Origin of the sequence: Microbulbifer flavimaris, assembly GCF_001641755.2 — a bacterium.
Taxonomy (GTDB): Bacteria; Pseudomonadota; Gammaproteobacteria; order Pseudomonadales; family Cellvibrionaceae; genus Microbulbifer; species Microbulbifer flavimaris.
Genome location: NZ_LRFG02000002.1, coordinates 80,819 through 94,367 on the forward strand (window position 1 = coordinate 80,819; position 13,549 = coordinate 94,367).

A 13,549-nucleotide genomic window follows, 5' to 3' on the forward strand; every position below is an offset into this window, starting at 1 on the left:
TAATACTCGCTTAAACGATCAAATAATCGGCGAGTATATCATCTATAGGGCTTGACTACTTAATTACCACCATGACCGCCAGTGGCCCGCCGCAGCCAGTAATCCAGGCTGACCCAGCGCCCGCCTCCCGAACACAGCAGTGCCAGCAGCATCACAAAATAGGTGGCGGCAAACTCGATACCGTTTTTCAGGATCGTGAAGCTGCCGGCCTCGGTGAGCCAGCTGTAGTTACCGTGCGCCTTCAATAGCTCGGTCGCTTTCTCTTTCCGCACCACCGCCTCCTCGATCAGGTCCCCCCGCCATTCCCACGGCATGGTCAGGGTCTGTTCGGGCAGCGCATGCCAGCCGTACTCCCAGTGCGCAGTACCCGCAGCCACGGCCATGACAAACATCAGCGGAATGGCCACCAGCCGTACCCCAAGCCCTATCAGCAGGGCAATACCGCCGACGAACTCCGTCAGCGCGGCAAGCCAGGCCATCAGGTAGGGGGCCGGCAGGCCCAGCCCCCAGTCCGGGTTACCAAACCAGGCCGCCACGTCACCGATATTACCCAGCTTGTTGAGGCCAGCCAGGATCAGGATGGGAGCGAGGAATATCCGCAATGCCAGAGGGCCCAGCCAATCTATACCCTCCACGGCTCGCGAGAAGCCCCGGTAAAATGCGTTGATGCCACGCGGCCCCTTATCCATAATTCAGCCCTCTTTTCGGTTTCCATATGCGCCATCAGGTGCATTAGTCGGCGTTTTGGCCGCTCTATTACACCACTCACACCCAGCAATCAGGGAAAGATAGCCCTCGGCGCCACACCATGTTCAGGATCTACCCCCGCGCTGCTACCACCGAATTGCGTCACCTGGCGCATCTGGGCGGGCCACTTGTGGTCAGCAACCTGGCGGTCGTCAGCATGGGGGTCACCGATACCTTGGTAGCCGGTCGTGCCGGCGAGGTGGATCTGGCAGGACTCGCACTGGGCTCCAGCATCTGGGCCGTCTGTGCCGTTATCCTGATCGGCCTGCTGGCCGCGGTCTCGCCGCTGGTCGCGCACCTGCGCGGCGCCCGGGATGAGCAGGGCTGCGCCAGGCAACTGCAACAGGCACAGTGGATCGCACTGTTCGGCGGAATCGCAGTAATCGCCCTGCTGCTGGCAGTGCCCTGGTGGGGCCAGTGGATCGACACCGAGGAGCCGGTGCGTCGGGTCATGGAGCACTACCTGCTGGCGCTGGCCACCGGCACCCTGCCCTTTGCCCTCGGTACCGCGCTGCGCGGCTACTGCGAGGGTATGGGGCAGGTGCGCCCGGTCATGCGTATCTACCTGGCGGCGGCGGTGCTGAATATCCCGCTGGATATCATTCTGGTGTTTGGCGCAGGGCCGATTCCGGCCATGGGTGGTGCCGGCTGCGGCTGGGCGACCAGCCTGGTGAGCTGGGCCCTGGCCGGAGCCCTGTTCTGGCATGCGGGGCGCGACCCGGCCTACCGCAGCCTCAAGCTGAGCCTGTTGCCACCCCGTCCGGACTGGCCGACCCAGCGCCACCTGCTGGCGGTGGGCCTGCCCATTTGCATCGGTGCCGGCAGCGAGGTCACATTCTTCGCCAGCCTGGCCATCCTGCTGGCCCCCTATGGGGCCACCATTGTGGCCGCGCACCAGATCGGCATGAATGTCGGCACCATCTTTTATCTGGTGGCACTGGCTCTGGCACAGGCCCTCAGCATCCGCACCGCCCAACTACTGGGCCAGCAGCGTCCCAGGCGGGCCCGGTTTGCCAGTGTCGTAGGGGTAGGCAGCGGCCTCGTCTACGCGGCGGCCACCGGGGTGCTCCTGATCGCGCTGCGCTACCCGTTCGTGATGGCCTACACCAGCAATGCGGACATCATCGCCGTCGCCACCAACCTGCTGTTGCTGTGCGCCGCTTTCCAGCTGGTGGATGTCGCCCAGGCGATGGCCTGGGGGGCCCTGCGAGGGTACAAGGACACACGGGTGCCCATGTATATGCAGATCTTCTCCTACTGGCTGGTGGGGCTCACCAGTGCCTACTGGCTGGGAGAGAATCTCTGGGGCGTTTATGGGTACTGGACCGGTATCTGTATCGGCCTTGGGGTCGCCTGTGTCCTGCTGGGACTGCGCCTCAAGCACACCAGCAGCCGCGCCATCGTCTCCGCCCGGGCAGTTTCCGCGCCACACTGAGCCACAGTTTTTGCAGACTGTCAGCGGATTGGGGAACGCTTTCGCTATACTCGCGCTCCAACCGTCAACTGGTGTGTAAAACAACGCCCGCGGGCCGCACCCACCACTGTGCCGCCAGAGCAACAACGAACCGGAGTCACTCAATGCAATTGCGCTTGCGCACGAGTCCCAAAACCCTCGCCCAGATCGTCGCCGCCACCCTGATGCTGGCAGCCCTGCCCGGCTGGAGTACTGAAGAGGCCGACGATCCCGAAGGTAGCATCGAGACGGAGACCGAGGTGCCACAGGCCCAAACACTGGAAAAGGCGGAGAGCATCCCCCTGGACCAGCCTGTAGCGCCTGCGGGGACCAATAAGGAAGAATCCGCGGCTTCCGTGGAGACTGAAAAAACCGGGGAAACCGATCAGGAGACGCCCCCGGCTGAGGCCGCGAGGGCCAAACCCCTGCGCCTGCTGGGAGCCGAAGTTCCTCCGGCCACCTCGACACGCCTCGCCTGGTCGCCCAGCCAGCATTTCGAGGGTGTCTACAGCTCCACCGCGGTGCTGGTCGTCAACGGTGCCGAACCGGGCCCGACCCTGTGCCTGACTGCCGCCGTCCATGGAGACGAGCTCAACGGTATCGAGACCGTGCGCCGGGTGCTGTACAACCTGGATCCCGACACCCTCAAGGGGGCCGTCATTGGTGTGCCGATCGTGAACCTGCAGGGCTTCCACCGCGGCTCTCGCTATCTGACGGACCGGCGGGATCTGAACCGCCATTTCCCCGGGGATCCCAACGGATCCTCCGCCTCCCGGATCGCGCACTCGTTTTTCCACGAGGTCATCTCCCACTGCAATGCGGTGGTCGACCTGCACACCGGCTCTTTCTATCGCACCAACCTGCCACAGCTTCGTGGCGACCTGACCAACCCGAAGGTGGTCAAACTCACCAAGGGCTTCGGCTCCACCGTGGTCCTGCACAGTGATGGTGCCAAGGGCACCCTGCGTCGGGCGGCGGTCAACGCCGGCATCCCGACGGTAACCCTGGAAGCCGGTGCGCCAATGGTGCTGGACGAGGTATCTGTCAGCCACAGCGTGAAGGGCATCCGCACCCTGCTGAACCAGCTGGATATGGTGAGCAAGTTCCGTCTCTGGGGCGAGCCGGAGCCGGTCTACTACAACTCCACCTGGCAGCGAGCCACCACCGGCGGCATCATTTTCAGCAAGGTGAAGCTGGGCCAGTTTGTGCGCAGGGGCGACCTGCTCGGCACGGTAACCAACCCGATCACCAACGTGCGCAAGGAAATCCGCTCGGAACACAACGGGCGCATTCTGGGCATGGCGCTGAACCAGGTGGTGCAACCGGGTTTCGCCGCCTACCACATTGGTATCCAGGCCCCGCAGGAACAGATCAGTGCGCCGGAGGAAGTCACCGCAGAGACGCCTGTAGCCGGCAAGGATCAGGAGGATCAAGCCACTGCCGGCAATGAGCAACCGGCGGATGTGGTCACAGAGGATGGTGAGCCTGCGGGGGACGAACCCGCGGTCGATACTCCCCCCGGCGGCGCCATGCCCGCCGATGCCGGTGACGAGCCGGAGCCAGAGCCGGCCGATCCGGACAGCGAGGACAAGTAGGGGTAAATAGCAGCACGCGATTAGCGTCGCCGGATCAACTGATCAGAAAAGGCAGCGCGGCTCAGGGATTTGAAATGCGGTCGACGATCTCCACCTTGCGATCCTGCAGCGGTTCGGGCTGCAGGGTGATATGGTCGATATCAAAGCGCTGGATCAGGGTCTGGCGCAATCGATCCAGCACACCCGGCCAGGCCTGCAGGTCATCCACCACGATATGCGCGGAAAGGGAAATGGTGCTCGAGTCCAGGCGCCAGATATGCAGATCGTGCACCGAGCGAACACCGTTGACAGCGGCCAGCGTTTGTCCAACCACCGGCAGGCTCAACTCCCGGGGCACCCGCTCCATCAACACATCGATGGAATCCCTCAGCAGGCGCAGGCTGGAGAGAAGGATCAGGCCACAGATCAGCAAAGACAGGATCGGATCGATCGGTGTCCAGCCGGTAAAATAAATGACCGCACCGGCCATCAGCGCTGCCACTGACCCCAGCAGATCCCCCATCACATGCAACAGGGCGCCGCGGATATTGAGGGTTTGTTCACCGCGGTGGAGCACCCACGCCACCGCCAGGTTCACCACCAGGCCGATAGCCGCGATCACCATCACGACTCCGCCCTGGACCGGTTGCGGTGCCCGCAGCCGGTCGATGGCAGCGACACCAATGGCAATGATGATCAGCAGCATAAACAGGGCATTGACCACGGCCGCCAGTACCTCGGCGCGTCCCCAGCCAAAGGAAAGCTCCCGGTCCGCCGGCTTCTGTGCCAGCAGTGCCGCCACCGCACCCAGGGCAAGCGCCAGCGCATCGGTGGCCATGTGGCCGGCATCGCCCATGAGCGCGAGAGAACCCGAGAGCCAGCCGCCGACGGCCTCAACCAGAGCGAATGCAAACGTGATGACGAGCCCCCAGACCAGGGGGCGCAGGTGACCACTGCCGTGGCGATGGTGGGTGTGTTCGTGCATCTTCCCTGCCTGATTTCCCGATTCCGACTCTAGGACTGGTACCAATTTAACATTGGCGGCGCCCCAGGGTCAGTCGCTCCCGATTGCCGTAATCGTTGCGACTTTCTATCGACACCAGGCCCGCCTCCGCAAACACCGCCCGCACCGCAGCGGCCTGCTGCCAACCATGTTCGACAACCAGCCAGCCTCCGGGTGCCAGATATTCGATTCCGGTGGATGCAATCTCCTTGATGTCGGCAAGCCCCTCCCCCTCAGCCACCAGCGCCGAGCGCGGCTCGAAGCGCACATCTCCCTCCGCAAGATGCGGGTCGGAGGCATCGATATAGGGGGGGTTGCTGACGATCAGGTCAAAGGGTTGCGGCGGGATCCCGGCAAACCAGTCGCTCTGGATCAGCTGCACATTGCCGAGGCCGAGGCTGTGGCGATTGCGCTCCGCCAGCGCCAGGGCCTGCGGCGACTTTTCCGCCGCCAGCAGCTGCCAGGCGGGACGCTCGGAGGCCAGTGCCAGGGCGATAGCACCGGTACCGGTGCCGAGATCCAGCACCTGCTGCGGTGTTTCCGGACACAGGGCCAGCGCGGTTTCCACCAGCAACTCGGTTTCCGGACGTGGAATCAGGGTGGAGGCATCCACCGCTAACGGCAGCGACCAGAATTCCCGCAGCCCGGTGAGATGGGCCACCGGCTCACCGGCGGCGCGACGCCTGACCAGGTCATCGAACTGTCGCTGCTCGGTGGCCGACAGCTCGTATTCGGGCCAGGTATAGAGCCAGGTGCGCGTGCGCTTCAGCACGTGCCCCAGCAGCACCTCCAGATCGAGGCGGGCCGTGTCGCTGCCCGGGAGTTCCAGCCCACGGACAAGGTTCTGCTTAACGGTCGCCATCAGCACTCATCCGGCAGCAGGGGTAAGCCGTCCACTGCTACCTCAGCCCTGGCCCAGGGCCGCCAGCTGATCCGCCTGGTGTTCAGTACGCAGGGGATCGATCACTTCCTCGAGAGCGCCCTGCATAATCTCATCCAGCTTGTACAGCGTCAGGCCGATGCGGTGGTCGGTGACGCGGCCCTGGGGAAAGTTGTAGGTACGGATACGCTCGGAGCGATCGCCGCTGCCAACCAGATTGCGGCGCGCGTCGGAGATCTCTTTCGCGGCGGCAGCCTCCTGCTCGCTGGACAGGCGCGCCTGCAGCAGCGCCATGGCCTTGGCCCGGTTCTTGTGCTGGGAGCGCTCGTCCTGGCACTCCACCACGATACCCGTGGGAATATGGGTAAGGCGCACGGCAGAGTCGGTCTTGTTCACATGCTGACCGCCTGCACCAGAGGCGCGGTAAGTGTCCACGCGCAGGTCCGCCTTGTTGATATCCACCGCCTCGCGCTCATCGGGCTCCGGCATCACCGCCACGGTACAGGCGGAGGTATGAATACGGCCCTGGGACTCGGTCTCCGGCACCCGCTGCACCCGGTGGGCTCCGGACTCAAATTTCAATTTGGCGTAGACGTCCTCGCCGGCGACGCGGCTTATGATTTCCTTGTAGCCGCCGTGCTCGCCCGGATTCTCGCTGATGATTTCCACCCGCCAGCCCTGGCGCTCCGCATAGCGGGAATACATGCGGAACAGATCGCCGGAGAAGATCGCCGCCTCGTCACCACCAGTGCCGGCGCGGATCTCCAGGAAAACGTTCTTGCGGTCATTGGGGTCTCTCGGCAGCAGCAGGGTCTGCAGCTCCTTTTCCAGCGGCTCCACCTGGGACTCCGCCTCGGCGAGTTCCTCCTGTGCCATCTCGCGCATGTCCGCATCACTCTCGTCGAGCATTTCGCGGGCCGCACTCATATCCTCCTGCAGCTGGCGGTAGCGGTTGTAGCACTTCACCACCTCTTCCAGCTCGGCGTACTCCCGGGACAGGTCGCGGAATTGGTCCTGGTCGCTGATGACCTCGGCGTCCCCCAGCAGGGCGGAGACCTCTTCGTGGCGATCCACCAGGTTTTCCAGCTTGTTGCGTACCGACTCTTTCATTCGTTGCGTTTTCTCAGTAGTGATCCGGCGACTTCAATCAGCCGGCCGTTGTCAGTCCACGGATTCCTGGCCAGTGGAATCCGGCTCCAGGCCGACGATTTCCCGCGCCAGGCGCAGCCGCTCGGCGTCGCCCTCGGCGGTCACACGTTTGAGACTGACAGTGGGGGCGTGGATCAGTTTGTTGGTCAGCGAGCGGGTTAACTGCTCCAGTAAGCGCCGTGGGTCGCCGCCTTTGTCGAGCTGCTGTAAGACGCGTGCCAGCTCCGCATCGCCGATTTTCTGCGCGCGCTGACGGAAGCTGCGGATGGTATCCACCGCCTCGAGCGCACGGTGCTGGCGCATAAACTCGGTGGCCGCCTGTTCCACGATCTCGTGCGCGGCCTCCGCGGCCTTCTCCCGCGAGCGGCGCCCCTCGTCAATTACACCGCGCAGGTCGTCCACTGTGTACAGGTAGACATCGTCCAGCTGGTTCACCTGGGGCTCGATATCCCGCGGCACAGCGATATCCACCATAAACATGGGGCTGTGCCGACGCGTCTTCAAAGCCGTCTCCACAGCACCCTTGCCGAGGATCGGCAGCTGGCTGGCGGTGGAACTGATGACGATATCGGCCCGCGCCAGATGATCGGGAATATCCGCCAGCAGAATAGGCTCGGCACCAAAGTCCCCCGCCAGCTGCTCGGCGCGGTTCAGGGTTCGGTTGGCCACGATCAGCCCGGTGACACCCTGCTCCCGCAAGTGGCGCGCCACCAGCTCTATGGTTTCCCCGGCGCCGATCAGCAGGGCAGTCTGCTGGCCGAGGTCTGTGAAAATACGCGATGCCAGGGAAACCGCGGCATAGGCCACAGAGACCGGGTTCTCGCCGATGGCCGTCTCGGTGCGCACACGCTTTGCGACCGCAAAGACCTGCTGGAACACGCTATGCAACAGGCTCCCCACAGCGCCGGACTCCCGCGCCACGGAATAGGCGGACTTGATCTGGCCGAGAATCTGCGGCTCGCCCAAAACCAGCGAATCCAGGCCGCAGGCAACCCGCATCATGTGTCGCACCGCCTCTTCGCCGCTGTAGCTGTAGGTGCAAGCCGTCAGCTGCTCCAGCGGGACCCGGTGGTACTCGGCCAGCCACCGCAGCAGGCGCTCACGGGTCACCTCGCCGTAGATCTCGGTGCGGTTACAGGTAGAGAGAATCGCCAGCTCGGGGCACTGCAGTGCCTGGCGCGCATCGCCGAGCGCGCCGGACATGGTCTCCGGGGCAAATGCCACCCGCTCGCGCACCTCGATCGGTGCACTGTCGTGGTTGATACCCAGGGCGAGGATTGGCATAGGCTCCCGTCAGTATTGCTGGCAGTCAAGAAATCAGGCCGGGAGGCGCGCAAATGCGGGGCTCCGGGGGGCGCATTTTCCCGGCGGACCGCTCCCCTTGCAAGCGGTGCCGCGGAGAAGCGCGCTTTTACTGGAGCGCAGGCTGGCATCTGCGGCCTCCCCCACCGGGCCGCGGCAGCGAAATCGCGTCTAGAATGAAAGGGCGGCACCAGACGGGCGAGAAACGGCGTGATAGCGCCAAACTCCACAGCCATAAACCTGCCCGCGGGCCCAGCCACCGCAACGCACCGGGAACGCACCGGGAATGCACCAGGAAAGGTGTCACCAATTGAGGTGCGACCATAACGAACGGACACTCTCCCATGCGACCAGTTCTACCAGCTCTCAGGCCCCAAGGCCCGTCTCTCACAAGCGCGGCGATGCTCCTGCTCGGCAGCCTGCTTGCCTCGTCCTGTGCCCAGCAGCAGCCCGATAACGAGTCAGCGCTGCTACCAGAGGCGCCACCCGCCACAGAACAGCCTCAAGCTGCTAAACCAGGTGCAGAAAGTGAACCAAGGCCGGCTCAGGTCGCCAGCGAGGCACCGCAAACGCCACCGGAAGAGTCCTCTCCCGTGCGGCCCTTTCCGATCGAGACTCTCTACACCCTGCTGGTGGCCGAGGTGGCTGGCAATCGGGAGCAGTTCGATGTCGCCCTTGCCAATTACTACCACCAGGCGCAGAGCACACGGGATGCCGGCATCGCCGCGCGCGCCACACGCATTGCGCGCTTTCTCAATGCCCGCCGCGCAGCATTGCGCTCTGCCCAGCTGTGGGCTGAGCTGGAACCCGACGAGCCCGAAGCACAGCTGACCGCCACGGCAGAGCTGACCCTGGCCGGCGAGCTGGATCCAGCGCTGGTGCACGCTGAGAAAGCCCTGGAGCTGGGCGGAGACGCCCCCCTGCAATCCCTGGCAGCCACTGCTGTTTCGAACCCGAAACTGGTGGAGCGCATAACACCGGAGTTTCGCCGTCTGGCGGAGAAATACCCCAACAATGGCGAGGCGGCGCTGGCCCACGCGATGATGCTGCGCGCTGCCGAGCAATATGACGCCGCACTGGCTATCGTGCGGCGCGTGAAGGAGCAGCACCCGACGATGCTGGACGCCCCGCTGCTCGAGTCTCACCTGCTGGCTGACCTGGAGCGGGAGGACGAGGCCCTGGCTTTGCTGGAGCAGATGGTAGCAACCTATCCACAGGAGACCCGTATTCGCCTGCAATACGCGCGACTGCTGGTCAGCAGGGATCTCGAACAGGCTCAGGAGCAGTTCACCACGCTGGTGGAACAGCGGCCGGGGGACGGAAACCTGATCCTGTCGCTAGCGCTGATTCGCATGGAGAGCGACGACTTTGCCGCTGCCGAGCCACTGCTGGAAAAACTACTGACGCTGGGACAACACGAGTCCGCGGCGCACTTTTACCTGGGCACCATTGCCGAACAGGCCCGCGACCCACTGCGCGCTGCCGCACATTACCGCAAGGTGGAACCGGGTAACGATTACATGCAGGCCATCACCCGTGGCACGGAGCTGCTGGCTGCCGTCGGTAAGAGCAATGAAAACCAGCAATGGTTCGCAGAGTTGAGGCAACGACACCCGGAGCAGTCCGAGCATTTCTTTGTGATCGAGGCCAACCTGCTGCGGAAGTACGATCGCGCCCCGGATGCTCTGACTCTGCTGGACCGGGCTCTGGAGCAGCACCCTGGCAGCGGCCGCCTGATCTACGTGCAATCCCTGATTCACGAACAGCAGGGTAACGTCGAGGCTTTCGAAAAAGGCGTGCGTCAGCTTCTGGCCCGCGACCCGGATAACGCCACGCTGCTGAACGCGCTGGGCTACAAGCTACTCGACGACGACAGCCGCCTCGAGGAAGCACTGCAATTGATCACCCGTGCGCTAGAGCTGGAGCCAGACGACCCCGCCATCATCGACAGCATGGGCTGGGTGCAGTACCGTCTCGGCAACCACGCTGAAGCGATCCGCTACCTCGAACAGGCGCTGGAAAAGCTGCCCGATCACGAAATCGCCGCCCACCTGGGCGAAGTGTTGTGGATGCAGGGCAACCGTGAGCGCGCCATGCAGGTCTGGCAGCAAGGGCTCGAGATCAATCCCGACAGCGAGATCATCCCGGCGGCCATGGACAGACTGAAAAACATGAAACCTCTGGAGCAGCATGTATCCGACTAATGAGATTTTCCAGGGCGCCCATTGCCGCCTGACAGTGAACCCGCCCACCATGCGGCTGGCCTTCTTGTGCCTGGTCGCACTGCTCAGCGCCTGCGCCACCCAGACACCGCAACCTCCGGTCGCCGCGGAACAACCGGTGATGCAGTTACAGCAGTGGACCATCAAGGGAAAACTGGGTGTACGCTCCCCCAATGACAACGGCAGCGCCAATCTCACGTGGCTGCAACAGTCGGAGCCCAATTACCGCATCCACCTGAGTGGCCCGCTCGGTGCGGGTGCCACGGTCATCAGCGGCACGCCGGCGGGCGTCAGCCTCAAGCGTGGTGATGACCCCACCACTCACGCCACCAGCCCGTCCCAACTGACCGCCCTGACCCTGGGGTGGCCGCTGCCGGTGGAGGAAATGTTTTACTGGGTGCGGGGCCTGCCCGCCCCGGGGCAAACCAGTGGCGAACAGCGGGATGCTCAGGGCCTGTTGCAAACCCTCCAGCAGGCCGGCTGGCAACTCAATTTCAGCGGCTACCAGAACGTGGGGGCTTACGTGCTTCCTACCCGCATCAAGGCAGAGACACGCCAGGCCGCCGGCCCGGTCAAGGTAACCCTGGTGATCAAGGAGTGGCTGCTCTGACCCACCCCTGCGCACACAAAGGTTAAGTGCGCTGATTTCCCCGGGCCGCTATCATGGCGGCCCTTTTCGGCCCGCGAAACGATCCAAGCATGTCTCTGCAACTCCCCGCACCCGCCAAACTAAACCTGTTTCTTCGCATCCTCGGCCGTCGCCCCGATGGCTACCACGAGCTACAGACCCTGTTTCAATTGCTGGACTACGGCGACACCCTCGACTTTGAGCTTCGCAGTGACAGCGGGCTTTCAGTGGAGGCGCCGGGAGTGGATGTGCCGGAGCGGGACAATCTGGTTTACCGCGCCGCGCAGCTTCTGCAGAACACCTGCGGTACAGCGCAGGGGGCGCACATCCGCCTGCAGAAGAGGTTGCCGGCAGGCGGCGGCATCGGCGGCGGCAGCAGCGACGCGGCCACAACACTGCTCGGCCTCAATCATCTCTGGCGCTGCGGTCTGTCCGTCGATGAACTGGCTAAACTGGGTCGACAGTTAGGCGCCGATGTTCCTGTTTTCGTTGCCGGGCATACCGCGTTGGCAGAGGGAACCGGCGAGCGACTGGTGCCGGTCAGAACCGCACCCTGCCATTTTCTGGTCCTCGCTCCCGACTGCCATGTGAGCACCGCGGCGGTATTCGGTCACCCGGGTTTGACAAGAGATTCTGCCGCAATTACATTAGCGCACCTTCGCGACAGGGTGCTGGACAGCGACTGGCTCCAAAGCCACGCTGGCAACGATTGCGAGCCTCTGGTGGAGCAGCTATACCCCGAGATCCAAGCGACTCGGCAATGGCTGCAACAGCACGCCAGAGCGCAACTGACCGGCACTGGAGCCTGCGTATTCGCCGCCTTCCCGAGCGAATCAGAGGCGCAGGAGGTCCTCGAGCAGAGGCCTGAGGGTTGGCGCGGCTTTATTGCTGCCAGCGTCAACACATCGCCAGCACACACGGCGCTCGCGAAACTCACTTCCACCAGTGGCAAGTGAAAAAGATTACTGGGGTGTAGCCAAGCGGTAAGGCAGCGGGTTTTGATCCCGTCATGCGTAGGTTCGAATCCTACCACCCCAGCCATATTTCGCTGACTGCGTTAATGCAGATCAGATCTCCGCGACTCGACAGGTTCGAGCCGACAAACTTGCGAAGCGAGTTTGGGCGTCGGAGTAGAAGTAAACGGACGGCGGGGCGCAGCCCCGAGCACGAAGTGCGAGACAACCGGCCGGGGCCGCCGGAGACCAGCGAGCCGCAGGCGACGCTAATCCTACCACCCCAGCCATTTTCATCCCCGCCGGACTCATCCCTGAGACCGGCGGGACACCCGGCCCGGCCGACAGGCTGGCTGGAGGCGGCATTATCCATGCCGCACAGCTTACAAACCGGGTAAACGCCCTACCCCTTCGCGGCCGCCTGTGCCGCCACAGCAAAAGGTGACGCAATCGCGCGCTACAAGCTTACACACTGACAGGCATCTACACTTTTCACGTCCAGAAGAACTCAACAGAACCAAAGGTATTCGCAGTGGCTGACTTAATGGTCTTTACCGGCAACGCCAACCCGGAACTGGCGCAGAAGATTGTCGACCAAATGGCAATTCCGCTTGGCGAGGCGGTGGTCAAGCGCTTTTCCGACGGTGAGATTGCCGTGGAAATCACCGATAACGTCCGCGGACGGGATGTCTTCGTCGTGCAATCCACCTGTCAGCCCACCAATCGCAACCTGATGGAGCTGATCCTGCTGGTCGACGCCCTGCGACGCGCTTCTGCCGGCCGCATTACCGCCGTCGTGCCCTACTTCGGCTACGCCCGCCAGGACCGCCGGGTGCGCTCCCAGCGCGTGCCGATTTCCGCCAAAGTGGTCGCCGACATGATGGTGAGCGTGGGCATCGACCGTGTACTGACCGTCGACCTGCACGCCGAGCAGATCCAGGGCTTCTTTGATGTGCCTGTGGACAACGTCTACGGCTCCTCCGTTCTGCTGGACGATATCGAGCGTCAGAAATATGAAAACCTGGCAGTCGTGTCCCCGGACATTGGCGGTGTTGTTCGCGCCCGTGCCGTGGCCAAGAGCCTCGAGTGCGACCTGGCCATCATCGACAAGCGTCGTCCCGCCGCCAACGTGGCGGAAGTAATGAACATCATCGGTGAAATCAACGGCCGCACCTGCCTGCTGGTGGACGATATGGTCGACACCGCCGGCACCCTGTGCAACGCCGCCAATGCCCTGAAGGAGCACGGCGCCAAGAAGGTAGTCGCCTACTGCACCCACCCGGTACTGTCCGGCAAGGCCATCGAGAACCTGAACAATTCCGTTCTGGATGAACTGGTGGTCACCGACTCCATCCCCCTGGGCAACAAGATGGAGCAGGCTCCCAAGATCCGCCAGCTGACCCTGTCCGCCATGCTGGCGGAGTCCATGCGCCGGATCAGCAACGAGGAATCCCTGTCAGCAATGTTCCGCTGATGCCGTGATAACCGGGCCGCGCTCAGATTTTGTAGCGCTTTCCCGGCGATTCCCTTAGAATACGCGCCCGCCCGGCACTGCCGGGCGTTTACTATTGGGGATACGGGACTTTCCGTGCCCCATTTACAGCAACGCCAGAGCGGTCCGGTCGCAGGTCGCTCTGG

Annotated in this window: 11 protein-coding genes and 1 tRNA gene; 7 read left to right on the forward strand and 5 right to left on the reverse strand. The window is 63.5% G+C overall.

What is annotated here, in order from left to right; genetic code table 11:
• Positions 1-59: 59 nt before the first annotated feature.
• Positions 60-689: an HvfX family Cu-binding RiPP maturation protein gene (locus AWR36_RS05205; protein WP_082679417.1), complete on the reverse strand. Its 630-nt coding sequence runs from the start codon at positions 687-689 to the stop codon at positions 60-62.
• A 119-nt stretch (positions 690-808) separates the two neighbouring features.
• On the opposite strand from AWR36_RS05205, the gene AWR36_RS05210 reads away from it, so the two are divergent.
• Together AWR36_RS05210 and AWR36_RS05215 are read left to right on the forward strand one after the other, a co-directional pair.
• Positions 809-2,182 (forward strand): MATE family efflux transporter, encoded by a 1,374-nt coding sequence (locus AWR36_RS05210; protein WP_067082126.1) that lies wholly within the window; start codon positions 809-811, stop codon positions 2,180-2,182.
• Between the two features lie 143 nt (positions 2,183-2,325).
• A complete protein-coding gene (locus tag AWR36_RS05215; protein WP_082679418.1) occupies positions 2,326-3,795 on the forward strand; it encodes a succinylglutamate desuccinylase/aspartoacylase family protein in 1,470 nt (489 codons plus the stop codon).
• Between the two features lie 61 nt (positions 3,796-3,856).
• Here the strand turns inward: AWR36_RS05215 and AWR36_RS05220 are convergent, their stop codons facing one another.
• The 4 genes from AWR36_RS05220 to hemA are packed head-to-tail and all read right to left on the reverse strand — an operon-like array spanning position 3,857 to position 8,090.
• The gene (locus AWR36_RS05220) at positions 3,857-4,759 is read right to left on the reverse strand and encodes a cation diffusion facilitator family transporter (RefSeq protein WP_067082129.1); all 903 of its coding nucleotides are present in this window, start codon (positions 4,757-4,759) and stop codon (positions 3,857-3,859) included.
• A gap of 46 nt (positions 4,760-4,805) precedes the next feature.
• On the reverse strand, positions 4,806-5,639 hold the full coding sequence (gene prmC, locus AWR36_RS05225; RefSeq protein WP_067082132.1) for a peptide chain release factor N(5)-glutamine methyltransferase: 834 nt from the start codon (positions 5,637-5,639) through the stop codon (positions 4,806-4,808).
• Between the two features lie 42 nt (positions 5,640-5,681).
• Positions 5,682-6,767, reverse strand: a complete 1,086-nt coding sequence (gene prfA / locus AWR36_RS05230) for a peptide chain release factor 1 (protein WP_067082135.1) — start codon at positions 6,765-6,767, stop codon at positions 5,682-5,684.
• Between the two features lie 51 nt (positions 6,768-6,818).
• A complete protein-coding gene (gene hemA / locus AWR36_RS05235) occupies positions 6,819-8,090 on the reverse strand; it encodes a glutamyl-tRNA reductase (protein WP_067082137.1) in 1,272 nt (423 codons plus the stop codon).
• Between the two features lie 611 nt (positions 8,091-8,701).
• Here hemA and AWR36_RS05240 point away from each other — a divergent pair.
• From AWR36_RS05240 to AWR36_RS05260, 5 genes are all read left to right on the forward strand, one after another.
• On the forward strand, positions 8,702-10,312 hold the full coding sequence (locus AWR36_RS05240; protein ID WP_231745258.1) for a tetratricopeptide repeat protein: 1,611 nt from the start codon (positions 8,702-8,704) through the stop codon (positions 10,310-10,312).
• Positions 10,299-10,940, forward strand: a complete 642-nt coding sequence (lolB, locus tag AWR36_RS05245) for a lipoprotein insertase outer membrane protein LolB (RefSeq protein ID WP_096866617.1) — start codon at positions 10,299-10,301, stop codon at positions 10,938-10,940. Before AWR36_RS05240 ends, lolB begins: the two co-directional genes overlap by 14 nt.
• A gap of 89 nt (positions 10,941-11,029) precedes the next feature.
• The gene (gene ispE, locus AWR36_RS05250) at positions 11,030-11,914 is read left to right on the forward strand and encodes a 4-(cytidine 5'-diphospho)-2-C-methyl-D-erythritol kinase (RefSeq protein WP_096866631.1); all 885 of its coding nucleotides are present in this window, start codon (positions 11,030-11,032) and stop codon (positions 11,912-11,914) included.
• Between the two features lie 10 nt (positions 11,915-11,924).
• A tRNA-Gln gene (locus AWR36_RS05255) sits at positions 11,925-11,999 on the forward strand.
• 456 nt (positions 12,000-12,455) lie between these two features.
• On the forward strand, positions 12,456-13,385 hold the full coding sequence (locus tag AWR36_RS05260) for a ribose-phosphate pyrophosphokinase (protein WP_067082148.1): 930 nt from the start codon (positions 12,456-12,458) through the stop codon (positions 13,383-13,385).
• Positions 13,386-13,549 lie beyond the last annotated feature (164 nt).